We start from the raw sequence: 24,300 nt of genomic DNA on the forward strand, positions 1-24,300 counted from the left end.
ATGTGCATCTCGATTTACGACGAAATTATAGAAATGGCGGCGTGGTCTCACTAGATCGGCGCGTGGCAAGCATCATTGCTTTCCACGCAATGGTGAATCCATCTATCACGCCCGCTGGTGCCTATAATTGACATTGTGACGTCGCGCTCGAAAACGTTGGGCGCGTTGGCATTGACAACGAAAGGAGGAGTCTTCGATGGAGCGGTTGAAGGGAAAAGTAGCGATCATCATCGGCGCCGGTCAGAGCCCGGGCGAAGCCATGGGCATTGGACGGGCAACGACGATCAGCTTTTTGCGCGAGGGCGCAGCAGTGCTCGCGGTCGACCGCAATGTATCTGGAGCACAAGAAAGTGTGGCGCAGGGGGGGCGAATGTTGATGCTGATGTCTTCGAGGCCGATGTCACGGACACACCGCGTCTTGCTGCGGCTGTGGACGCAGCAATGAGCCGTTGGGGGCGGATTGATGTTCTCGTCTACAACGTCGGCGTGAGCGTTATGGGAGGCGAGCAACTGCTTGACCAAATCACGGACGACACGTTTGACCGGGTGAATCGGATCAACCTCCGCGGTGCCGTGATGGCGGCAAAGTTTGTTGAACCGATCATGCGCAAACAAGGCTCCGGCGCCATCGTTAGCGTTTCGTCAATAACGGCCATCGAAACCTTCACGCCGCTTATTGCATATAGAACCAGTAAAGCAGGACTGACTGCTTTCACTCAGTATTTCGCTATGCGCAACGCCGAGTACGGAATCCGAGCAAACTCAATCCTTCCTGGACTGATCGAAACTTCAATGGCTGTTGACACACGGATGCGCCTGAGCGGTCGCAGCCGAGAAGACATCGTCAAGGAGCGCAACAGCAAGGTGCCGCTGCGCAGACAGGGTGGAAGCGCTTGGGATGTCGCCAATGCGGCCGTGTATCTCGCGTCTGATGAGGCAGCGTTTGTAACGGGTGTGAACCTACCGGTAGACGGTGGGGCCCTCGCCAAGATCGGTTGGTAAGTCACGAGCAGCAAGACGTGATCGGCGCTACCAAGTGCCGATCGCGCTCGACAGAGTGACCACCGACAGCCTCTACAGCCCGCGCGAGATGAGTTTCGATATCTTGAGCCGCCCACGACACATCTCCGTTGAATCCGCTCTATATCTTTTCTCCTTGAGGGCGTCGTGCCTCGACGCCTCGCAGGTCCTGCCGGCGCCAATCCTTGCGCGCAAAGCAATGATCCTTACCGACCCAACAGATGGTCACCCAAAGGTTGGTTCGGTAAGCTTCAGAATAGATAAAACGCCGCTGGTGCTTCTCGTCGAGTGGAGACACGACAAGCAGTCGCATGCAGGAGTTGCCAGCGGTGGGCATAGATTAGTCGACCTAGAGAGAAAAGCATGCCTGAAACTGTCACCCAATCCGCTGCCACCCGCGCCTCCGACGCCCGATCCTCGCAGACTTACGTTCTGATTCATGGCGGGTACCACGGGGCCTGGTGCTGGAAAAGCGTAGCAAACCGCCTCCGGACGGATGGTCATACGGTGTACACGCCCACGCTTACCGGTCTTGGTGAGCGTTCGCACCTTCTCCACGCAAACCCATCGCTTGAGACCTTTATTCAGGACGTGGCGCAGGTGTTGCGTTATGAAGAACTCTCCGATGTGATCTTGGTAGGTCATAGCTTCGCCGGCTCGGTAGTGTCGGCGCTGGCTGACCGGATGCCAGAGAGGTTGCGCCATCTGGTATACCTTGACGCGCAATTGCTTCAATCGGGACAAGCGCCAGCAGACACAGCGCCGGCAGAGGCGATCGAGATCTACAAGCAAAGAGCTCAGGCGACCGGCGGTGTCAGTATTCCGCCAGGCCCACCGGAAAGCTTCGGCATCACAGACCCGCAAATGATTGAACGGGTCAAGAAGCTGGTCACACCGCACCCTTACCGTACATATTTCGACAAGCTCAAGCTCGATCATCCGATCGGAAACGGGAAACCGGTCACGTATATCGCGTGCACGAAACCATATTTTGCGAATATCGCGCCCTCCCGTGAGTATGCGAAGGCTCAAGACGGCTGGAGATACCTCGAGATTGCGACGGGACACGATGCGATGTTGACCGAGCCGGACGAACTCACGCGCATGTTGGAAAGCACTCCTTGAAAATTCAGCGAGGCTTTTCACCGCCGGAAGGGTCGTTTATGTCCCCAAGGCCGTCGTTCACGCAGGCTTGACGGCAGAGTAGTGTTGGCGAGTCGAAGTCGCGCTGCCGGCGTAGCTAGTTCGGTGCGTGTTGCATATGCTCCTTGCCCGCGCGATCGGTAGCACGATCCTTTGTTGAACGATGATCCAGTCGCACTCAGTCAGAGTTAGTAAAGCTGCGGACACGGTGCGAGCAGACGCAAGGCCTTCCGGTTTTAATGCGGAGTGGAGTCTACGAAACAGACTTTGAAGCCATGTCCAAGTCCCAAGTAACGCGGAAGGTACAGAAAAGAAGTCAAGGGCAAGACGAGCGACGACTGACTGTTACGTTGTGGCTGGTCGCCGCGTCGTTTTTCATGCAGGCGCTCGATACGACGATCGTGAACACCGCTCTACCCGCGATGGCGAGAGGTCTTGGCGAGGCTCCGCTTCATATGCAGTCGGTTATAGTGGCCTATTCGCTAACGATGGCGCTTACGATTCCATTATCCGGGTTCTTGGCCGATAGATGGGGCACTCGTCGCGTCTTCTTTTGGGCAATCATCGTTTTCACGGGAAGTTCGCTGCTTTGTGCTAATGCACAATCGCTTTGGCAACTGGTGCTCTTTCGGGTTCTTCAAGGAGTGGGCGGGGGTATGCTTTCTCCCGTTGGTCGTCTGGCATTACTCCACTCCTTTTCTCGCGAGCGCTTGCTTCCCGCGCTGGGTTTCGTTTCCATCCCCGGGATGATTGGTCCGCTGCTCGGACCGACGCTCGGAGGGTGGCTCGTCGATTTCGCCTCGTGGCATTGGATTTTCTTAATCAACGCACCCGTCGGCATTATTGGATGCGTGATGACGGCTACACAGATGGCTGACGGAAAAACCGTCAAATCGTCTGTTCCGTTTGATTTGAAAGGGTATGCATTATTGGCGCTGAGCATGCTAGCAATTACGATCGGTCTGGACGGATTTTCCGAACTCGGGTTGCGAGCGGCGGCGGTGTTGGCTCTTTTGGTATTCGCAGGATGCTGCATCCTCGCCTACGCAGCCCACGCACGCGCGGCACCTAGCCCGTTGTTCTCTCTGAAATTGTTCTCGATACCTACCTTCAAGGTGGGGCTAGCCGGTAATCTATTTGCTCGAATCGGCTGCGGCGGTATGTCATATTTGCTTCCCCTGGTGCAGCAAGTCAGTTTGGGATACTCCCCGACCGAAGCAGGGTTGATGATGCTTCCGGTGGCCGCGGCGGGAATGCTCTCGAGGAGAGTCGCGATCATTCTGATCCCACAGTTTGGTTACCGCCGAGTGCTGGTGGGCAACACGCTCTTGGTGGGTGCTTCCATGTCCAGTCTCGCACTGCTTTCTCCTGCTCAGCACATCTTTGTGCATATATTAATCTTCACATTGTTCGGAATGGCCAACTCAGTCCAGTTCACGGCAATGAATTCGTTTACCTTAAAGGATCTCGACAAAGACAGCGCCTCAAGCGGCAACAGTCTCTTTTCGCTAACTCAGATGCTGTCGATGAGTTTGGGAGTCACTGTCGCCGGCATGCTGCTGACGCAACTTACGTCGCTCATCGGAAGGCACAACTCGTTGCAGATCCTTTCGGCATTTCATGCAACTTTTGTATGCCTAGGCCTGCTTACCGCCGTGTCCGCCTGGATCTTCGCGGGCGGAGGAAGAGGTCGCGGAAAAATCCTGCACAACGTACGAGACGGACGTACCAAATAACTAGACCGATTGCAGGTGGTGCAGCGGTATTCGATGTAGACAAATTCTGCCTGAGCCTACGTGTCCCGTCTTGCAGTCTGACGTCACCGGTTCGTTACTATCAAATCGATAGTGACTGATTTGATGGAATATGTACTAAGTTACCAGTATTTAGTTATCCGCGAAGTTGATCATTGAAACATGCTTTATAGGTAGTCGGTTTTCGGCAATGTTATCGCCACTGGCCCGTAATCCAGGAGTAAGTGATCCGGAAACCATGCCATCTTTGATTGAGGGACTACCCGGCCACCTGAAGAAACCACAGGGCGATTGGATTTCACCGGCGCCTTTTATCAACGCTCGGAGCGCTTCCGATTGTGTCTTGGCGGCGCTGAGGCCGCGTACAGATTCAGGTCGGCCATCGTCTTCATTGTTGCAAGCCACTACGAAGGAATTCCATGACTCAGAACGCATCCTCGAAATCGCTCGCTGGCAGAACGGCGCTTGTCACCGGATCGACTAGCGGCATCGGGCTGGGTATCGCTATGGCGCTGGCGGAGGCCGGCGCGAACCTCGTGCTAAACGGGTTCGGTGAGGTGGACGGCGCGGTCTCGCAGGTCCTGGCGACGGGCGCTGAGGTCGCCCACCACAACGCGGACATGACCAAGCCCGAAGAAATCGAAGCAATGATCCGGTTTGCGAAAGAAAGGTTCGGCGCACTTGACGTTCTTGTGAACAACGCGGGCGTTCAGCACGTCGCGGCAATCGACGAATTTCCTACGGACCGCTGGAACGCCATAATCGCCATTAACCTAAGTTCCGCGTTCCACACTATGCGCGCGGCCCTCCCCGGCATGCGCGAGAGAGGGTGGGGACGTGTAATCAACATCGCATCAGTGCATGGGCTGGTGGGATCGGTCGGCAAGTCGGCGTATGTTGCAGCGAAGCACGGCGTCCTTGGCCTAACGAAAGTCGCGGCGCTTGAATATGCGCGCACCGGCGTAACTGTCAATGCGATCTGTCCGGGCTTCGTGTACACACCCCTCGTGCAGAAACAGATAGATGCTATCGCGGAACGCGATTCTATCAGCGTTGAAGCCGCCCGAGCAAAGCTTCTTGCTGAGAAGCAGCCGTCGGCGGAGTTTGTCACGACGCGACAGATCGGAGCCGCGACGGTGTTCCTTTGTTCCGATGCAGCCAGCGAGATGCGCGGAGCGGAACTCAAGATTGACGGCGCCTGGACGGCGCAGTAGTTGGTTGACGTCGCGCACGGTAAGCACTGCGAGTACTTCACCGGGTCCTGCGTGCACGCTGATCGATGTTCTTAGCGGGTGATGCTGAGGCACGGACGCCGCAGCGACAATCGATGAATTCACACAGAACACCAGGTGGCAGAGTATGACGCTCAAAGGATCTCCGCTTCCATGGTGCGAACTCATTTGCGCTCTCACGCGCAACCACGAGAGACGGCCGCGACGATGACCTTGAACAGTGACGTTCCTTGCGCACCGCCGCTTTCTCTGCCGTTTGGTTTGAGATGACGTCGGCCGCGCACGAAAAAGGCGGCTATGTGTAGAGGTGCGCTTTGTCCAGCCCGCACTGACGGCCGCTAGTACACCACGGCGACGATCGCCTCGATCCACGTGCAGAGCGACGGCACGAGCACGGTGGCGTGGCCTCGGAACCGAATAGCATGACGCCAGGCAAGTCGCTTTCGCGGATCTAGCGGCAGGAGAATGCCCAGATTGGACTTGTGTTAGTGCGCTGCTGGACGACCAATAGCACGCGAGGCTGTGTGCGGTGTCGCCCACCGCGGTCCCTGGGCAAGAAATTGGTTAGATCGAGAATCTTGGACTTCTTCTCGCGACAGTGGCGCTACCCGTAGCCAAGGACGGGGATGACCTTATGGTGTTAACGACCCCCCGCGTTCATGATCTAAAACGTAGACGAAGATGCGATGTATCTGCAAACGCAGACAATGGAGTCATTGAACTGAGTGCGCACCGAGGTTTGAGCGGTAGCGCTTCGAAAACGCGGAAATTTCCTAACTAATCGCAAGGAGCGCGTTCATCGGAACGCGCAGCAGACATGACGATACACTCGGCCTCGGCCCGCCAGCATTCTTTCGTTTCGACCGTGCGCGTTGTCGAGCGAGGCAAAGTCGTATCAGCATCGGAGGCCGTCCGTCTTATTCGCTCGGGCGATACGATTGCAACGAGCGGTTTCGTCGGAGTCGGCTTCGCGGAAGAAGTCGCCATCGCACTGGAGAAGCGTTTTCAGGAGGGCCGCGAACAGGTAATGGAAGAGGGCGACGAGTCAATTGCTGATCTAACACTTGTTTATGCAGCGGGTCAGGGTGATGGTCGGAACAAGGGATTGAATCATCTCGCGCATGAGGGTCTCATCAAACGAGTGGTTGGCGGTCATTGGGGACTTGTACCGGCTCTGCAAAAGCTCGCGATTGAAAATCGCATCGAAGCGTACAACCTTCCACAAGGCGTGATATCTCAGTTGTTTCGCGATATCGCCGCACATCGGCCCGGACAACTTTCAACGGTAGGCCTGGGCACGTTTGTTGATCCTCGAAACGGCGGCGGCAAGCTCAACACTCGCACGACGGAGGAACTTGTGCGTTTCATGCCGATCGACGGGAGAGATTACCTCTACTACAAGACTTTTCCAATTGATGTTGCCATCGTGCGCGGCACGACGGCCGACATGGATGGAAACGTGACGATGGAAAAGGAAGCGCTCACGTTGGAAGCGTTGGCAATTGCGATGGCAGCCCGCAACTCAGGCGGCATCGTGATCGTGCAAGTCGAGCGGCTAGCAGAATCGAACACGCTCAACTCACGTCAAGTGAAGATACCCGGGATTATGGTTGATTGCGTCGTCGTCGCGCAGGAGGCCAACCATTGGCAGACCTTCGGCACCCCCTATAGCGCAGCGTTTTCGAGTGAATTGCGGGTGACGGCTAGCTCTATTGCGCCGATGTCGCTGACCGAACGCAAGATCATTGCGCGTCGCGCTTCATTCGAATTGATGGCCAATGGCGTCGTGAATCTAGGCATCGGTATGCCGGAAGGTATTGCGAACGTTGCGAACGAAGAACAGGTCATCGACCTCTTCACGATGACGACGGAGCCCGGCGTGATTGGAGGAATTCCCGCGGGTGGCCTCAACTTTGGCGCCGCAACAAATACGCAAGCCATCGTGGACCAACCTTATCAATTCGATTTCTACGACGGTGGCGGTCTTGACATCGCATTTCTGGGCCTTGCTCAAGCGGACACGGAAGGCAACCTCAATGTCAGCAAGTTCGGTCCGAGGCTCGCGGGTGCTGGTGGTTTCATCAACATAAGCCAAGCTGCGAAGAAAGTAGTGTTTGTCGGCACATTCAGCGCTGGCGGCTTGGAAGTAGAAATCGACCAGGGAAAGGTCGCGATTCGTCGTGAAGGAGATTGCCGAAAATTTGTCAATGCAGTTGAACATCGTACTTTCAGCGGCCGATATGCTGTAGAGCGCGGGCAAGCCGTGCTTTACATCACTGAGCGCTGCGTATTTGAACTTACTGAAGAAGGGCTGACGTTGACGGAGGTCGCTCCCGGTATCGACGTTGAGCGCGATATCCTCGCGCAAATGGACTTCCGTCCGGTGATAAAGGCGCCGCCGCGCCTGATGGACGAACGCATTTTTCGAGATTCACCAATGAATCTGCGTAGCCTTATGCTCGGGCTCAAACTGAGCGAGCGCTTCAGCTATGATCTCGAGAAGAACCTCTTCTTCATCAACTTCGAAGGACTCGAAGTCACTCAGAGAAGCGATGTCGAGGCGATCCGCCACGAGGTCAAGAAGCAATTGGCTGGCGTGACCGTCAAGCCTCATGCCATCGTAAATTACGATAATTTCTCGATTCGTCCTGAGATGCTGGATGCTTACTCTGAAATGGTCACCCAGCTTGTCAGAGACCACTACCACGGCGTCACCCGTTATACGACAAGCAGCTTTTTGCGCATGAAGCTCGGTGATGCGCTTAAACGCCGGGGCGTCGCACCTTATATCTATGAGAGTCCGGAGGAGGCGCGCGAGCATGAGTTAAGGCGCGCATGGTACTGATTCAACGAGCCGCGTGAGCACCGGCAAAGAGCGCTGGTGTTCGTTGCTTACGAAGTCGTCGGCGGGACGAGAGGGCAAGGATTCCGCGGCACTCGTAAGGCCGATGTCCGTAGCTGTTTTTGCCCCGGCGCGTAGTGGACTTACGGGCGCCGTCGCGGGTGAAGGCAAACGCTGCCGCGCGTCGGCGACAAGAATATGGCGACTGCACCCATCGCCGCGATCAGCATAGCGCCTCCGACGAGGAAAACGGCCCGGGTACCTTGGACAAGGGCGGCTTGATGGTCCGGAGCTCCACGTTGCGCCCACACCGCGACAGACGTAAGCAATCCGAGGCCAAGCGACGCGCCGAGTTGGTGCGCGACGTTGAGAACGCCGGAAGCCACGCCTGTTTCACTCTTCGGGACGCCTGATATGCCAGCGGACGTCATCGGAGCTAGGCTCAGTCCTTGGCCGGTTCCGATGAGCGTCATGGGTAAACCAATGGACAACCAGAATGTCGCGGAGGCGTCGAGAAAGCTCATCCACAAGATGCCGCTGCACGTGACGAGCAATCCCAGGAGCAAGACCGCATCTTCGCCGATTCGCTTCGACAGCGCTGGCACTGCGAAGGGAGCGATAAACGCCACGACTGTCATTGGGAGAAAGCCAAGCCCCGCCCCGATTGCGGTGAATCCCAATCCATCTTGCATGAACTGGGACACAAAAAAGAAGAAAGAGACCATCGGGCCGAGAAACAGGAAGCGGATCACGTAGGCACCGAACCTGCGACGATCGGCGAACACTCGCAAGGGCATCAAGGGTTGAGTGGTGCGATGTTCATGCCATAGAAAAGACAAGATAGTTACAACGCCCATCGCGGCAGGAACTAGGACGCTGTTGCTCGACCAGCCTTCGTCTTCCGTTCGCATAACGGCGAGAATGATGGACCCGAATCCAAATGTAGATAAAAGGGCGCCTAAAACGTCAAGGCGGGTTTGGAATCGCGGACTCTCATTTAGTGAGGAGCGCGTAATGCAAAAAAGGGCGACACCCACGGGAATATTCAGGAAGAATCCTGCGCGCCACGAAAGCGTTTCCGCGAAAACGCCTCCTAGCACAAGGCCGACGCTCGCCCCTATTCCTGCTGTAGATCCATACCATGCAAGGGCACTGTTCCTTGCCTCACCTTCTTCAAAGTTCTGGGAGAGAAGGGTAAGGGCAGAGGGCGCGATGAGCGCGGCGCCAATCCCTTGGACCGCTCGCGCCGCTACCAGCCAAAGGCAATCATGCGCCATCCCGATGGCTGTAGAGGCGACTACGAATACAGACAGTCCGAGTTGCATTATGCGCCGAGCGCCAGCAAGGTCTCCGCAGCGCGCGCCGAAAAGTAGGAACGCGCCGAAGAAAAGGGTGTAGATGCTTTGAACGGATGAGAGCTGCGCCGGTGTGAGATCCAGATCAGCACGGATATGCGGGAGTCCGGCGATGACGATGGAGGTGTCCAATACGATCATCAGGTAGCTGCCGATAACGACCAATAACGAGGTAGCCTGATGTTTGCGTTGTTCAATGCTCATACTGACTGAGGTCGTCACCTTCGAAGGTTCCGGTAGAGGTGAAAGAGGTCTGCTGAAATGCGGGGAGCTCAGCAGGGGCAGCCGACGATGTGCCATGCTACGTCGACCCTGCGGTCGCAGCCATTTTCGAAGCTTACGGTGTTTTGCAGTCTGGAGTAACGTTGCATGTGGACGTGAAGCTATACCTGCATTTCATAAATCGCTTGTAGTCTTCAAGGAACGGCTCCAAACTTGTAGTTCGAACATCATATTTTTGTCTTGCAAACGAATCATGCAACGGGAAGCTCTTGTCGACTTGAATGCCTTTGCCGTGGTTGCGGAAGAACGCAGCTTCACCCGTGCGTCTGTGCGGCTCGGGACCTCCCAGTCGGCGATCAGTTACGCGGTTCGAAGACTGGAAGATCGACTCGGTGTACGACTTTTGCATCGGACAACGCGGAGTGTTGCACCGACGGAAGCGGGCCAGCTTCTCCTTGAGACTCTTCGTACTTCGTTTGAGGAAATATCTGAGCAGTTGAGCTTTATTGAACGGCTCGGAAGCGAACCGAGCGGCACAATCCGGATTAGCACGCCAGAGCACGCCTTTAAGACTGTCCTCTGGCCGAAACTAAGCAGCTTTCTGATGCGCCACTCCTCCATCAACGTAGAGGTTGATCTTAATGCGGGCGATGTCGATATCGTCGACGAGAGGTTTGATTTAGGTGTGAGGCTCGGAGGAGAGGTTCCTAGAGACATGGTGGCAGTACCACTCGGATCGGAGCTTCGTATGGCAGTGGTCGCATCGCCGGAATATTTTTCGGAGCGGGAACGGCCCTCTACGCCTTACGACCTTTCCAATCATCTGTGTATCAACTATCGGCGACCGATGACCGGGAGGGTAGTGCCGTGGGTGTTTTCGCTAGGAAACAAGAAGACGAGGCTCCGTGTCGGGGGACAGCTTACGTTCAACAACATGGCGGCAGCCCTGAACGCAGCGAGGGGGGGACACGGCGTGGCGTATGTTCCTGAAGACTACGTGAATACAGACCTTGAGAGCGGTCAACTCGAGCGCGTGCTTTCGGAATGGTGTGCTCCGTATCCAGGATTCCATCTGTACTACGCCAATCGGAGACAGCCTTCGGCCGCGCTCGCGCTGCTTATTACCGCGTTGAAGCTCCCGACGGCGGTGAATGCAGCATAGGATCTTGGGGGATGGCTTATTGAGGTGGAAAAAATGGCGGTCTACCGTTCGTCATAGTAGCCGCCAAATTTCGCATCCCTGGTCGATGCAAAAGCCTGCTGTGCGTCTTACAGTTATAGCCGGACTAAGACGGCCTTCGTCTGCGTGTATGCCTCAAGAGACTCAGCTCCGAATTCGCGTCCGAGGCCAGACTGCTTGTACCCGCCTGAAGCCATCACCGGATGTGCCTCACCATACGTGTTGACCCATACACGACCGGCCTTGACGGCACGCGAAACGGCATGAGCTCGGGTCAGATCTCGTGTCCAAACCGCCGCTGCGAGACCGTATGGCGTATCGTTGGCCTTCGTGACTGCATCCTGGTCGTCGTTGAATGGAATTATGGAAAGCACTGGACCAAAAATCTCTTCCTGGGCGATCTTCATTGAGTTTGCGACCGAAGCGAAAACGGTCGGCTGGATGAAGTGTCCGATATCACCAACCCGTGAGCCACCGAGCAAAAGTTCAGCGCCTTCCGTGGTCCCTGCGTCCACATAAGACATCACTCGATTTAACTGCTCACGAGAAATGAGCGGACCGAGCTTAGTGTCAGCGGCGAACGGTGAACCGACCTTGTAGGTTGATGCGAGGTCGCTGATGCGGCGAGCTACCTCATCGTGGATGCTTTCATGCACAAACAGGCGAGTAGCCGCCGAACAGATCTGACCGGAGTTACCGCAGAAGCTACGGACGGCGGCCGCGACTGCGTTGTCCAGGTCAGCGTCCTGAAAGATGATGCTTGGGGATTTTCCGCCGAGCTCCAGGGTGATCTTCTTCAAATTGCCAGTCGAGGCCGCGAGAATCTGTTTGCCGACGGCGGTAGAGCCAGTGAAGGCGACTTTATCGACGTCGGGGTGCGCGGCAAGGGCGGCGCCCGCGGCTGCGCCGGGGCCTGGCAGAACGTTTACCACGCCGGGAGGAAGACCCGTTTCCAGAACTAATTCAGCAAATCGCAGCGTCGACAAGGGAGTCAACTCGGCGGGCTTTACAACCGCCGTGTTTCCGCACGCGAGCGCGTTGGCAACCTTCATGCACGCCATCATGAGCGGGGTGTTCCACGCGTTGATGAGACCACAAACGCCTACCGGCTCGCGAACCATGTAGATGAAGGACGACGGGTCACTTGGATTCGTCGTCCCCAGAATCTTGGTCGGCCATCCAGCGTAGTACCGTACGACTTCAGCGCACTTCTTGACCGTGTTGGTGCTGTACCACAGCGGCATGCCGTTATCCAAGGTCTCGAGCGCCGCAAGCTCTTCTCCGTTTTCCTCGATCGCCTCCGCGATTTTCAGCAGTGCAACCGTACGTTGGTCCGGCGTCATTGCGGCCCACGAAGGCGCCAGAAAAGCTCGCCGCGCCGCCGCAACTGCGGCGTCAACATCGGGCGCATCCGCCTCTGACACGGTCGTGAGCGCTTCTTCGGTCGCGGGGTTGTAGGTGGTGAACGTCTTCCCAGATTGAGAATTTACCCACTTACCATCGATGAGCAGACGCTTTGGTCCGGACTTAATCCACTCCAGCGCTTTGTGATGGCCAAGGCTAATCGATTGTCGTTGGCCAGCGTTCGCTAGGTTCATGTGTCCCCCTTGAATGGACGGTTGGGCAGGCGCGTTCTTCGCCTTCTGTGTTATCGCTACTGCCTCACTCATGTCGATTTCAACCAGCGCACAGGTGAAGCCTCAATCTAAAACTGGTCTCTACGGCACCGAGCAGTTCAACTGCGAACCCCACAATGGATGAAAACTGGCACCTCGTCCCACGCTAACTCTTGCTGACGGGAGATTCTCGCTACTTCAAGTCATTATCGGCAGGGACCAAGTTCGTTCCCGCAAGGCGATCCATAACAAGCGTGCAGGCGTGCACGTTCGCTTCGGGTCCTTTCTCACTGATGCACATCTGATACATTTCGCGCGTGAGATTGCCGAAGAACATTGGTACCCTGGAATCGTTTCCCAACTGGCAGGCCAGTCGAAGGTCCTTGTGCATAAGGCTCAACGTGAAACCGAAGTTCAATTTGCCCGTGAGCACGTGCTGGCGCAAATACTTCTCGAGGAAAGCGTTTCTCGCGTTTCCGTTGACCAGAATCTCGCAAGCCTTCGCCGGATCGATTCCGTTCTTCGCGGCTAGCGATATTGCTTCAAGGCTCAACAGTCGCTGAGCTCCGGAGATGAGATTGTTGATCAGCTTGATGACATGGCCCGCGCCGATGCCGCCCGCATGGAGCACATTGGGACTTATCAGTTCAAGAAGCGGACGAGCGCGATTGAATGCTGATTCTTCAGCTCCGACCATAATCGCAATAGTTCCGGCCTGCGCACCCTCTGGACCTCCGCTGACCGGCGCATCCACTAGGGTCACCTGGAGCTTCGACAGCTTCTCAGCGATTTGCCTTGTAATCACGGGGTCGCCACTGGTCTGGTCGATGACCAGCGCACCCGGTTTCAGGAACTGCGCAATGCCATTTTCACCGAACAACGCTGTTCGTACGTGCTCGCTAGTCGGAAGGCACAAAAAAATCGTGTCGCACGCGGCAGCGAGTTCACTTGCGGAAGCACAAGGCGAGGCACCACTTTCTGCTAGATTCTTCAGGGCAATTGCGTTGAGGTCGAAAACCAGCAAAGGCTTGCGCAACTGAAGCCGGCGAGCCAACGCTCCGCCCATCTCGCCCAGACCAATATATCCAATGTTCATATCATTTGCACTCTTCTCACAGCGGATTGACAATCCACAAAGTTGAACTCAGCTCACAGGTTTGCGAAGATTTCTTTGGCTTGGAATGCCGCCACGTTCGCGCTCGGCCAGCCAGAATAGAAGGCCATGTGAGTGATCATCTCGATGAGTTCCTCCTTCGTGACCCCATTTTGGAGTGCGCGTGGGAAATGAGTTTTCATCTGGTCCGTCCAGCCGAACGCTACCAGGGCCGTACAAGTGATGAGACTCCGGTCACGTTTTGAGAGTTGCGGGCGTTCCCAGATGTCCCCGAACAGGACGCTATCGCCGAGTTCTACGAGCTTCGGCGCGATTTCCTGAAGGGCCAATCGGGCTTTCTGCGATGGCGTGAGTTCGCTCATCTCTGTCTCCTTTCGTAAGTTTGGGATGGTTAGAGAGCTCGAGCGCGGCGCGGTCCGCTCACTCGAGTCAATGCCATCTGAGTCTAAAGGTCCGGTTTTGAGGTCGGTAGGCAATCGCGCGCCAAGAAGCTTTGCTTGGCACGCAAACCTTGCCGTTGCTTTCAGGCGGGTAAATAAGCGTCACAGAAAAGTGATTCACCGGATCGTCCGCATCTGCGCTATCTGAACCGCTCCAGCGCGTCCAACTAGCGGATCAACGATGGCCCCGAGCGACAAGCGCGTACCGGACCCCTTTGTGGACTAATTCTGATTCGGCGGATCGCGAGGTGAGCCCGATGGTGAGCGCTTCGCCCCCCTTCCATACGGCCCTACACAGCAGAGGACGACCATGGGCACCTCAGGTTTCAAACGGGGCGCCACGCAAAAGCTAAGGATCCTTTGGGTGGTATGGCAATGGGTACCGCTGGGCACCTACGAAGGCTCGCCTGACAATCGGCGATGCGATCTTTGCGCAGAAGGCAATGATGCTTGCCAGCCCGGTCGCTGGTTGCGCGCAGTGCCCATAGGTACCATCGGACTCAATGATTTGCTGCCTCAAGCCCCTGTCGATTGGAGACTCGATGCACGACACAGTGCAAGGGGGCGGGCAGAAAAGTCGGCACTTATATTGAGAAAAGCATGGCTAGTCCAAACACCTCGATTAAATCGGCGACTCGGGAGTTCGCAGCCCCTAGGAGAACGTACGTCCTCGTACATGGTGCGTACCATGGCGGTTGGTGCTGGAAGGAGGTGGCTTCGATTCTGCGCTCGAAGGGTCACGTTGTATACACGCCGACACTTACTGGCCTGGGTGAGCGATCCCACCTCATCGATTGCAGACCGACTCTCGAGGTAATGATCAAGGATGTCGAGCAGGTCTTCTTTTACGAGGAACTCGAAGACGTCATTCTGGTGGGGCATAGTTTCGCGGGATCCATCGTCTCCGCTTTGGCTGATCGTATGCCCGAGCGGCTACGTCATCTCGTCTACTTAGACGCCCAAGTTCTCGAGTCAGGGCAGGCGCCCTTAGACGCAGTTCCGCCTTCGATCCGTGAGAAGTACTTGCAACGAGCGCGCGATTGCAATAGTACCGGGCACGCAGTTCCTCCAGGAGACCCCGAGACATTTGGCATCAACGATCCATCGCTGGTGGAGCGAGTCCGCGGGCTTTTGACTCCCCACCCCTTCGGTGCGTACTTTGACAAGCTGATGCTTAACCACCCACTCGGCAACGGAGTATCTGCAACCTACGTTGTGTGTACAAGTCCCTTGCATCCGAACACGTCGCACTCTCGAAATGTCGCGAAAGCTCAGCCAGGCTGGGATTACGTCGAGTTAGCTGCGGGCCATGACGCAATGTTGACGCGCCCTTCAGAAGTGGCGCGATTGATCGAGCAAGTGAGTTAGCAGCTCTGTTATGGCACCAGCATTAATTCGCCTTAACGAAAGATCTGCTGCGTGCTAACTGCGGTGCATCGGTGCACGGTAAGTGCGACGACATAAAGATTAATTATTTGACCCCGAACCGAATAGCGAACGGGCTAATCTCTTAGGGAGGTGCAACGCTTTGCGTCGAAGTTTGAGTAGGTCCTAACAATAAGAACAGCCTTATAAACGTTTAGGAAATTCGGCTTCATCGGTATTTCAATTTAAATACTTCCATATTTGGAGGGGACGTGAGTGATAAAAAGCATGTGCGGCGCACGCTTGCCGCCGGCGCAATCGGGAATTTCATCGAGATCTACGATTTTTCCGTGTTCGGGCTGACCGTACCAATCCTAGCTGCTCTGTTTTTTCCCGGGACGGATCGCGCCGCGGCAATTCTCAGTACGTTTGCGGTGTATGCGGTCGCCCTTTTCGCCAGACCGTTCGGGGGGCTGCTGTTCGGAATGTTGGCCGACCGCATCGGCAGAATTCGGGTGTTGACGATGACAGTGTGGCTCATGGCAGGGTCCACCGCCGCCATCGGACTGTTGCCTTCCTATCACCAGATTGGAATTCTGGCACCGCTTCTCTTGGTCTTCTTTCGCCTTGCCCAAGGCATGGCGTTGGGGGGCGAGAGTACAGGCGGCGCCGCCTACGTAATCGAATCGGCACCCGATGACCGACGTGGCAAATGGATTGGAGTGATCTACTTCTTCAGCTACTTGTCCAACACATTCGTTGCGATACTTCTGTTTGTCCTCAAGTCGTGGACCGATGCCGCTGTGTTTGCTGATTGGGTGTGGCGTGTCCCGTTCGTCTTCGGCGGCGTGCTCGGTCTCATCGGCTTCTGGTTTAGGCGTCGTCTGCATGACCCCGAGGAGTACGTTGAGGCGTCACGTGAGACGCGCGTTGAAAACCTTGTTGCCACGGCAGCCCGTTCCGGCGCACGAGGCATGGCGTACGTTTTCTGTCTTGTTCCCCTGTCTGCGGTGAGCGCGTACTTCCTCCAGGGATTCATGTACACATTTCTTGTGACGCAGGTGAAGCTTCCGGTTGAAGTCGCACTGTTGACCAACGCTGCCGGCATTATGACGATTGGCATCGTGTTCGTGTTTGCCGGCGCGCTTGGTGACCGCATCGGTCGAAAGAAGCTTCTGAACATCGGTTCGCTCTGGATTGCCATCTGTGCTTACCCATGCGTTTGGTTGGCTAGTTCGGGGACGTTCTCCGGTGCTTTGCTCGGACAGGTCATTTTCGCCGCAGGGATCGGAATATATGGCGGCGCCGCAATGGTTGCAACGCTTGAGGTCTTCCCGACTGCTTATCGCGGGACAGGGCATGCGATTTCGTTCCAGCTGAGCGCCGCAATAATGGGCGGCACGACGCCGCTTATTGCTACTTGGCTTGTTACCAAGTTTAGTTCGACAACGGCCCCGGGCGTGTATACGGCTATTGTCGGAATTCTCGCTTTCGTTGCAGTTCAGTTCGTTCCTGAAACCCGAAACGTTAGCCTGCGACATTCCGTCGAAGATGCGGATTCCGACCCTGCATTGATTCCTGGTCGGGTCCGATGACGTGCGTTCGACAGTCTTTGGAGTTCGGGTTGGATCAATCGACCCCGAACGAAATCTGACTGGAGAAGATTCCAGTAATACGATCGTCAATCTAAGTGTTCTAACTACCGTCCGTTGGGCGTTTGGCGCCCTCGGCACTGAATCTTTAACTGGGAGAGAATATGACAACGGAGAATTTTAAAAAGGGCTTGGCACTCCGTACGGAGCTTGCAGGGAAGGAGTATGTCGATAAGGCTTTCAGTGACCCCAACGACTACAGCGTGCCGCTTCATGAACTTCTGACAGAATATTGTTGGGGTGCGGTTTGGAGCCGGCCAGGTCTTGACCGTCGCAGCCGAAGCATCCTTAACCTCGGCATGCTCTCCGCGCTTAACCGTTCGGAAGAATTTGCAGGTCACGTCAAGATCGCCCTAAAGAATGGGGTGACGAAGGACGAAATTCGCGAATGCTTGCTCCAAGTCGCTGTTTACTGCGGCATGCCTGCGGGCGTTACCGCTTTCCGCGTTGCGCGCAAAGTGTTCGAAGAACTTGGGGTCTGACGGAAAATGGAGGCTGGAATGAAAGTTGGCTTTATCGGGCTTGGCCGCATGGGTCAAGGTATGGCTAAAAACCTCGCGAAGAATGGCGCATCACTCTTGGTGTACGACGCAAACCCGCAGGCGCTTGCGGTACTGGTGGAGGCTGGCGCACGTCAAGCAGAAAGCGTGGCGCAAGTCGCTGAAGAAGTTGACGTGCTTTTTACTTCGCTTCCCGGACCTGTCCAGATCGAGGAAGTCATTTTCGGGCAACAAGGCGTTCTGGCAAACATGAAGCCGGGGCTTGTCTTGTTTGAGTTGTCGACCAGTTCACTTTCTCTCAATCGACGGATTCATGAGGCGTTTAGTAAGAAAGGCGGGCAAATGCTCGACGCGCCGGTGAGTGGCGGTCCGGCGGGGGCCGCCTCCGGTGACCTCGCAATCTGGATTGGCGGCGATAAGCAGGTGGTCGAGCAGCACGCCGACCTCCTCCGAAAGTTCGCCGATAAGGCGCGGCACGTCGGCCCAATTGGCGCCGGTACGGTTGCCAAGCTCGCCAACAACATGGCGGGCTATATGATTCTGAACATCATGGCGGAAGTTTTCTCCATGGCCGTGAAAGGCGACATCGAACCTTTGGAACTCTGGGAGGCGATGCGGCTTGGAGTGGTCGGGAAGCAATCGCCGCTGTTCATGTTGACCAAGCAGTTCCTCCCTGGTGACTTCGAACATCCGGCCTTCGCACTGAAACTTGGGCACAAGGACATGATGCTGGGAACCGGTCTCGCGAAAGAACTCGGCGTACCGATGAGACTGGCCAACCTCACCTTGGAAGAAATGACGGAGGCGCTTGGACGCGGTTGGGGTGAACAGGACTCGCGGGCATTCATGAAGCTGCAACTGGAGCGAGCCGGCGTCAAGATCGCAGTCAACCAAGAAGCTCTGCAGGCAGCGTTGCAGAAGTCGTAAATCTGTATCAGGCGCGACGCAGTCAATCGGCCGCGCCTGCCGTCGGAAAACCATATCCCGACGCGAAGAGCACACTAAGGTCTTCTCGGACGATCAAAAATGGAAGACGGAAGATTCCTATCCCGTCGGTCGGTTAGTACGACGAATGAAAACGCAATTTGCAATATGACTGGAAATATGCAGTCTGGAGCGACGATCAAGTCGTGAACGTCCGCACAAGAATACTGGTTCTTGGGAACCTAACGCATTGGTGAAGAACGGAGGAGGACAGTAAATAATGGACAAGCGAATTTTTGGTATCGCTGCAATGTCGTTGTTTGCCGGAGCAGCACACGCGCAAAGCAGCGTCACGCTCTTCGGTATTGTCGATGAGGGGATAAACTACATCAGCAATGACCATGGGCATAGCAACTGGACTAATACTAGTGGCGTGCTGCAGGGCTCTCGATGGGGCTTGAAAGGCGCTGAAGACGTCGGTGGCGGACTCAAGGTAGTATTCTGGCTAGAAAGCGGATTTTCGGCCGCCAACGGAAGTCTGGCGCTTAATCGAATGTGGGCGCGTCAGTCATGGGTTGGGCTCAGTAGCGCGAACTACGGCACTCTCACTTTTGGTCGACAATACGAATCTATCGTCGATTACGTCCAACCGGTGAACTCCGGGAACGTATATATCGGAGTCGGACACCCGTTCGACAACGATGACCTGATTAACTCGTTTCACATCAACAACTCAGTCAAGTACGCGAGCCCGGACTTTCGTGGCTTCACGTTCGGTGGCTTGTACGGTTTCGGAAACGCCGCTACGAACGCGGATGGCAGTGGATCAGGGTTTGGAAGCAATCGAGCATGGAGTTTAGGTACAGCCTATCAAAACGGCGGATTTCAGTTTGGCGCCGGATACTTTCGGTTGAGTACACCTAATGAGAACGCCGTTGGCGCGATTCAAGGTGACTATCTTAACCTTTCGACGACGTCTGCTTTGGGGCCGCTTGGGTTAACGACTCCGGTGAAACGGCAAGAAAACATTGCTGCTGGTGTATCTTACAAAGTCAACGCGGTTAAGCTCTCATTCGTCTACAGTCATAGCAGATTTGACACGAACAACGATTCGTTGAAGTTCTCGAATTATGACGTCAACGTAGGGTACTTCTTCCGTCCCGACATCTTTTTCGGAGGAAGCTACGTCTTTACGGATGGTAACCTCAAGGCTTCTGGTGCTGAACCCAAGTATCACCAACTCGGCTTGATCGCAGACTACTTCTTGTCGAAGCGAACCGACCTTTACCTCTTGGGGGTGTATCAGCACGCTGCGGGTGACGCTCCCGTCGCTTCGATTGCTCCCGACTCGTATGGCCCAGGTGGTACCTCCGCGCCGGACGCATCGACGAGTAAGAATCAGACTTTGGTTCGGATCGGTATGCGGCACAAATTCTAACAATAGAAACCTGTACGGTGGCGGGGATCTGCGCGCAGCCGGTGCGCGTTGCTGCCCCGCACATCTGCGTTGCTCAGTCGCTCGACCTCGCTTTCACCTCAATATTCTGATTGGGGAAGGAGCGGGGTCAAATGCTCCTCGATGACGATGCACAGTTGAGCCTCTTCGATGTGCCCCGTGCCTTTCATCGTTGCGTGTCGAGCAAACTACCTTCGCTAGGGACGCTCGAAGTTCACAGGTTTGGCGGACTTATACTTGACTAACAGAGGCTGTAGCGACCCACATTGGGGCGGATGAAGCCTTATAAGCCGCACTGAAGGCGGCAATAGACTGTTGGAGACAAAATGCACGGACCGAATGAGCACAACCACGTGTTGACCGGAGACGCAGAACTCCAAACGATTAAGAAGGTGACGTGGCGGATTCTCCCCCTTGTAATTCTCTGCTACTTCTTCGCCTACCTTGATAGAACCAACGTGGGGGTTGGCGCGCTGCAGATGAATAAGGATATCGGTCTGACAGCATCCATGTTCGGATTCGGATCAGGCTTGTTTTTCATCATGTATTTCACGATGGAGGTACCATCGAATCTCTTCATGTTCCGGTACGGCGTCAGGCGGTGGCTTGCACGGATAATGTTCACATGGGGACTGGTCGCCGGTGGCATGGCCTTTGTCAAGGGGCCAATTGGATTCTATGCAATGCGAGCCCTGCTCGGCGCGGCGAAAGCGGGCTTCTATCCTGCTATCGTGTACTACTTCGCACAATGGTTTCCCGCTGAGTACCGGGCCCGCGTCCTTGGCTACCTCAACGTTGCGGGCCCTCTGACATTCCTCATCGGTGCGCCGATTTCCGGTGCCTTGCTGAACGTGAGCGGACTGGGGCTCCACGGATGGCAATGGATGTTCATCATCGAAGCTATTCCAGCCATTATCCTCGCCGTCGTGGTCCTAAAGTACCTTCCAGACAATCCTGGTACGAGCACTTGGTTGAAGGGAAACGAGGCTACTTGGTTATCTGAAAAGCTCGCTCAGGAAGCCGCTGATATTCATGAGCATGTCCGGGACTACACGGTGGTCCAAGCGCTGCTTTCGCCTCCGGTGCTTGTGTTAGGTTTCTTCATGTTCAACGTCGTAATTACCGTCTATAGCGTCGGCTTCTTTCTGCCACAGATTGTCAGCTCGTTCGGACTTAGCTCTTTTCATACAGGCGTCGTCTCAGCGCTACCATACATTGCTGGCTGCATCGGAATGTTGCTCGTAGGATGGAGATCAGACGTCACGCGTGAGCGATATTTCCACGTGGCCATCCCGATGTTCGTTGCGGCAGTGGGGTTGGCGCTCGCTGCCATGTCGTCAGACTTGACGATCAAGATTATTGCTTTTGGCCTGGTCTCATTCGGTTCGTACGGTTGTGTGCCGGCGTTCTGGAGCCTTCCGTCAACGTTCATGTCTGGAAAGGCGATGGCGGGCGGCATCGCCGTGATCAACTCGATTGGCGCCTTGGGTGGATTTGCCGGCCTGTGGATCATGGGTTTCTTGAAGGACGCCACCGGTAGTTTCTCGGGAGGTCTCTACTTTCTGGCAGGCATGGATGGACTCGCTGTTCTCGCCATCCTGTTGGTTCGATTGCTGCTGTCGAGGCAAAGGAAGAAAGACAGCCGAGCCTATGATAAAGAGTGTCCGAGCCCCTGACCAGTTTCGGTGCGTACATACGTACTCCGGACGCGTTTGACTGAACATGCGTTGCCTTACCGAAGCCCGCCAGGGCATAGGTCAGTGCCTCAATATTCGAATACCATGTAACCGAAGCGGAACGAGATCATGGGCCGATACAAACGACTAGACGGTAAAGACGAGCCAATCATCGAACCTGAGATCGAAATTGTCGATTCGCATCATCATCTTTGGATGCATCCGACCATGCCCTACATGCTCGAAGATTATCTCTCCGACGCGGCGGCCGGTCACAACATTGTCGCCTCAGTATATGTCGAGACCCAGGCATTCCTACGCCCTGAAGGGCCGGAGCGGCTTCGTCCCCTCGGCGAGATTGAATTTGCCAACGGGATGGCGGCGATGGCGGCAAATGGAGCTTATGGCCCGTGCCGTGCGTGCTCTGCGATCGTGGGCCATGCCGACCTGAGAGAGGGCGGCGCAATCGGGGAGTTTCTGGATTGGGCTATCAGAATTGCGCCAGAGCGGTTTCGCGGTGTCCGCCAAGTCACAAACGAGCATCCTGACGAGGCACTATATCGATATTTCAAACATCGCCCTCCACGCGGAATCATGGAGCACCCGAACTTCATTGCGGGGCTTAAGGAACTTGAGAAGCGAAGGCTTTCGTTCGATGCATCGGTTTTTCATCATCAGTTGCCGGCGCTAGCCAAACTTGCGGATGCCGTTCCCGACCTTCCCATTATCGTCAACCATATGGGACTCGCCGTTGCGCTCGACATGGACGCGGCCGGCCGCACCGCGATTTTCGAGGATTGGCGCCGCCGTTTGCGGGAGATCGCTGAAAGACCCAACGTCTCATGCAAGATCGGCGGTTTGGGACTTCCATACTGGGGGTTCGGCCTAGAGGAGCGAGACGAAGCCACAGGTTTTGAAGCGCTTGCGGCGCTGTGGCGCCCCTATGTGCGGGCGGCAATCGACGCCTTTGGCCCAGATCGTTGCATGATGGAAAGTAACTTCTCGGCTGATGCTCGGTCCTGCGGCTTTGTACCGTTATGGAACGCGCTGAAATGGAGCGTTCGAGACATGTCGGCAGCAGAGAAGGTCGCATTATTCTCAGGTACGGCGAAACACGTCTACCGCATCTAAAAATTCCGGCACTCGTATGGCGGATAGTTGGTGGGGATCTTGCAAGTAGGTGCCGCGTACTGAATACTGGCCTGTCACAATGAGCGACGCGCAAGTTTCGGCAGATCGGACCAAGTTCTTGAGCGATTTGTCACTCGTCGAGCCCGCATCTCGAAAGGAAGTTGCACAGATGCGCCGCAACCTCTAGGTTGTTCAGATCGGAGAACATGAAGTGAGAGTTGCCGCGTAGACCGACTTCCGGCAAAGACAGCCGACTTGCTTTACCGCCTTGTTCATTAACGAGACGCACAAACTCATCTGCGACGGAGAACTGGATACGGCGACCATCAGCGATGGGATTCGGGTCGGGTTCAAGGGGAATATTGTCCCCGAAGACGACTTCCATGGGCACGCCGACAAGTCGCGCGAAAGAATCGTCGGAAATTGATGTGACCGCAGATTGCTTTCCAGCTCTGGGTTGAACATGTCCATCAGATCCAATAGCCGTCGACCGGTTTGCAGGGCATACGAAAGCCGGCTCGTAGCTAACGATCCCTCTGACTCGAGTTGAGTTCGCTCCCGCCAACCAGCCGTAGAGCCCCGAATTGCTGTGAGTCACAAGTGTGGCCGGCCCAATCTTCTCCAGCAGCGCAATGAGCGCGTGAGACATTACCTCAGGATCGTCCGTGACTGAGGGACGCATACCCTTGAGGAACGAATCAACGGCGCTCATCGGAAACGCCTGATTAAGGAAGGGCTCCGGATATCGAGGCCCAAGACGCCAGCGTGTCCACGCGTGCTCCCTTCCCGGCGAGAACGTGAGCGGCGTCACCAGCCTCTGTTCGTCATCCAGTTTTCCCAACTCTCCTGTGAAGCTCGGAAAACCAGAACGTCCTCCCCGCGGAAGATCCACGACGAACACGGAGAAACCTTGCCGAAGCAAGATCGTCGCATACCCCTCCCGGCCATCGGGCGTCGTCTCCCATACGCGCCCTGTGCAACCGCCACCATGAACGAGAACGATGGGCAGTTTTCGCGGGCTGACAGGTATTTGATACTGGACATCCATCTGGTCGATCCAGTACGTCTGACCGGCGCTAGGAGTATGCGCGGCAGAAATCTGATGTCATCCGGCCGAGCCGGGTAAGCGTTGTTAGGAGATGCCAATAAGCTATCTTCCCTACGAGCCGCAGCAGCAGATGTTGCTGCCCCACGCGCTGCAAGACTGGCTGCCTGAAGGGCACCTGGCCTATTACATCAGCGACACGGTGGATTCGCTCGACCTGTCAAGCTTCCATGCGCGGTATGCGGGCGGCGGCCCGCGCAATCAACCCTTTCATCCGGCGATGATGGTGAAGGTGCTCGTCTACGGCTATGCGACCGGGGTGTTCTCGTCGCGCAAGCTGGCCAGGAAGCTGCATGAAGATGTCGCGTTCCGGGTCCTCGCCGCGGGCAACTATCCGGCGCATCGCACGCTTTGCGACTTTCGCGCCTTTCACTTGAAGGAACTGTCGGACCTGTTTGTGCAAGTGGTGAAGCTGGCCAAGGAATGCGGACTGGTCAAGCTCGGGACGATTGCCGTTGACGGCACGAAGATCAAGGCCAATGCGTCGCGTCATAAGGCGATGAGTTACGAGCGGATGAAGAAAGCCGAGTTGGAACTCAAAGAACAGATCGATGCGCTGCTGGCCAAGGCGAA

20 protein-coding genes are annotated in these 24,300 nt (G+C 55.8%); 15 read left to right on the forward strand and 5 right to left on the reverse strand.

Annotated features, from left to right (window positions below; genetic code table 11):
• The first annotated feature begins 196 nt into the window (after window positions 1-196).
• The 6 genes from AWB78_RS48540 (at window position 197) to AWB78_RS27785 (ending at window position 7,994) form a co-directional block, all read left to right on the forward strand.
• Entirely contained in the window at window positions 197-445 is a 249-nt protein-coding gene (locus AWB78_RS48540; protein WP_232477913.1) for an SDR family oxidoreductase, read from the forward strand.
• Entirely contained in the window at window positions 430-1,002 is a 573-nt protein-coding gene (locus AWB78_RS27765; RefSeq protein ID WP_232477914.1) for an SDR family NAD(P)-dependent oxidoreductase, read from the forward strand. Before AWB78_RS48540 ends, AWB78_RS27765 begins: the two co-directional genes overlap by 16 nt.
• A gap of 381 nt (window positions 1,003-1,383) precedes the next feature.
• Complete coding sequence (locus AWB78_RS27770; RefSeq protein ID WP_062609282.1) at window positions 1,384-2,145, forward strand: alpha/beta fold hydrolase; 762 nt, start codon at window positions 1,384-1,386, stop codon at window positions 2,143-2,145.
• A gap of 293 nt (window positions 2,146-2,438) precedes the next feature.
• Window positions 2,439-3,899: a multidrug transporter subunit MdtD gene (mdtD, locus tag AWB78_RS27775; protein ID WP_082883437.1), complete on the forward strand. Its 1,461-nt coding sequence runs from the start codon at window positions 2,439-2,441 to the stop codon at window positions 3,897-3,899.
• 437 nt (window positions 3,900-4,336) lie between these two features.
• Entirely contained in the window at window positions 4,337-5,131 is a 795-nt protein-coding gene (locus tag AWB78_RS27780; protein ID WP_062609284.1) for a 3-hydroxybutyrate dehydrogenase, read from the forward strand.
• An 835-nt stretch (window positions 5,132-5,966) separates the two neighbouring features.
• Window positions 5,967-7,994, forward strand: coding sequence for an acyl CoA:acetate/3-ketoacid CoA transferase (locus AWB78_RS27785; RefSeq protein ID WP_062609285.1), 2,028 nt, complete (start codon window positions 5,967-5,969; stop codon window positions 7,992-7,994).
• Window positions 7,995-8,134: 140 nt separating this feature from the next.
• On the opposite strand, the gene AWB78_RS27790 is transcribed toward AWB78_RS27785, so the two are convergent.
• The gene (locus tag AWB78_RS27790) at window positions 8,135-9,550 is read right to left on the reverse strand and encodes an MFS transporter (protein ID WP_062609286.1); all 1,416 of its coding nucleotides are present in this window, start codon (window positions 9,548-9,550) and stop codon (window positions 8,135-8,137) included.
• A 271-nt stretch (window positions 9,551-9,821) separates the two neighbouring features.
• Between AWB78_RS27790 and AWB78_RS27795 the strand changes: the two genes are divergently transcribed.
• The gene (locus AWB78_RS27795; protein ID WP_062609288.1) at window positions 9,822-10,730 is read left to right on the forward strand and encodes a LysR family transcriptional regulator; all 909 of its coding nucleotides are present in this window, start codon (window positions 9,822-9,824) and stop codon (window positions 10,728-10,730) included.
• A 113-nt stretch (window positions 10,731-10,843) separates the two neighbouring features.
• On the opposite strand, the gene AWB78_RS27800 is transcribed toward AWB78_RS27795, so the two are convergent.
• The 3 genes from AWB78_RS27800 to AWB78_RS27810 form a co-directional block, all read right to left on the reverse strand.
• Window positions 10,844-12,346 carry an aldehyde dehydrogenase family protein gene (locus AWB78_RS27800; protein ID WP_062609331.1) on the reverse strand — a complete coding sequence of 501 codons (1,503 nt, stop codon included), beginning with the start codon at window positions 12,344-12,346 and terminating at the stop codon, window positions 10,844-10,846.
• A gap of 211 nt (window positions 12,347-12,557) precedes the next feature.
• Window positions 12,558-13,493 (reverse strand): NAD(P)-dependent oxidoreductase, encoded by a 936-nt coding sequence (locus tag AWB78_RS27805; protein ID WP_269768953.1) that lies wholly within the window; start codon window positions 13,491-13,493, stop codon window positions 12,558-12,560.
• A gap of 20 nt (window positions 13,494-13,513) precedes the next feature.
• Entirely contained in the window at window positions 13,514-13,840 is a 327-nt protein-coding gene (locus AWB78_RS27810) for a carboxymuconolactone decarboxylase family protein (protein WP_062609292.1), read from the reverse strand.
• A 678-nt stretch (window positions 13,841-14,518) separates the two neighbouring features.
• Between AWB78_RS27810 and AWB78_RS27815 the strand changes: the two genes are divergently transcribed.
• The 7 genes from AWB78_RS27815 (at window position 14,519) to AWB78_RS27845 (ending at window position 22,622) form a co-directional block, all read left to right on the forward strand.
• Window positions 14,519-15,286 carry an alpha/beta fold hydrolase gene (locus AWB78_RS27815; protein WP_082883439.1) on the forward strand — a complete coding sequence of 256 codons (768 nt, stop codon included), beginning with the start codon at window positions 14,519-14,521 and terminating at the stop codon, window positions 15,284-15,286.
• 269 nt (window positions 15,287-15,555) lie between these two features.
• Window positions 15,556-16,878, forward strand: a complete 1,323-nt coding sequence (locus AWB78_RS27820) for an MFS transporter (RefSeq protein WP_063959028.1) — start codon at window positions 15,556-15,558, stop codon at window positions 16,876-16,878.
• Window positions 16,879-17,039: 161 nt separating this feature from the next.
• Window positions 17,040-17,417, forward strand: a complete 378-nt coding sequence (locus tag AWB78_RS27825; RefSeq protein WP_062609296.1) for a carboxymuconolactone decarboxylase family protein — start codon at window positions 17,040-17,042, stop codon at window positions 17,415-17,417.
• Between the two features lie 18 nt (window positions 17,418-17,435).
• Window positions 17,436-18,362, forward strand: a complete 927-nt coding sequence (locus AWB78_RS27830; RefSeq protein WP_062609299.1) for an NAD(P)-dependent oxidoreductase — start codon at window positions 17,436-17,438, stop codon at window positions 18,360-18,362.
• Between the two features lie 277 nt (window positions 18,363-18,639).
• Window positions 18,640-19,797 carry a porin gene (locus AWB78_RS27835; protein WP_062609301.1) on the forward strand — a complete coding sequence of 386 codons (1,158 nt, stop codon included), beginning with the start codon at window positions 18,640-18,642 and terminating at the stop codon, window positions 19,795-19,797.
• A gap of 344 nt (window positions 19,798-20,141) precedes the next feature.
• Window positions 20,142-21,491 (forward strand): MFS transporter, encoded by a 1,350-nt coding sequence (locus AWB78_RS27840; RefSeq protein WP_062609303.1) that lies wholly within the window; start codon window positions 20,142-20,144, stop codon window positions 21,489-21,491.
• Between the two features lie 129 nt (window positions 21,492-21,620).
• Entirely contained in the window at window positions 21,621-22,622 is a 1,002-nt protein-coding gene (locus AWB78_RS27845; protein WP_062609305.1) for an amidohydrolase family protein, read from the forward strand.
• A gap of 130 nt (window positions 22,623-22,752) precedes the next feature.
• On the opposite strand, the gene AWB78_RS27850 is transcribed toward AWB78_RS27845, so the two are convergent.
• Window positions 22,753-23,670, reverse strand: coding sequence for an alpha/beta hydrolase family protein (locus AWB78_RS27850; RefSeq protein WP_062609308.1), 918 nt, complete (start codon window positions 23,668-23,670; stop codon window positions 22,753-22,755).
• 91 nt (window positions 23,671-23,761) lie between these two features.
• On the opposite strand from AWB78_RS27850, the gene AWB78_RS27855 reads away from it, so the two are divergent.
• The coding region (locus AWB78_RS27855; protein WP_198399358.1) for a transposase at window positions 23,762-24,300 on the forward strand (539 nt) is incomplete at its 3' end.

Source organism: Caballeronia calidae (assembly GCF_900044055.2).
GTDB classification, from domain to species: Bacteria; Pseudomonadota; Gammaproteobacteria; order Burkholderiales; family Burkholderiaceae; genus Caballeronia; species Caballeronia calidae.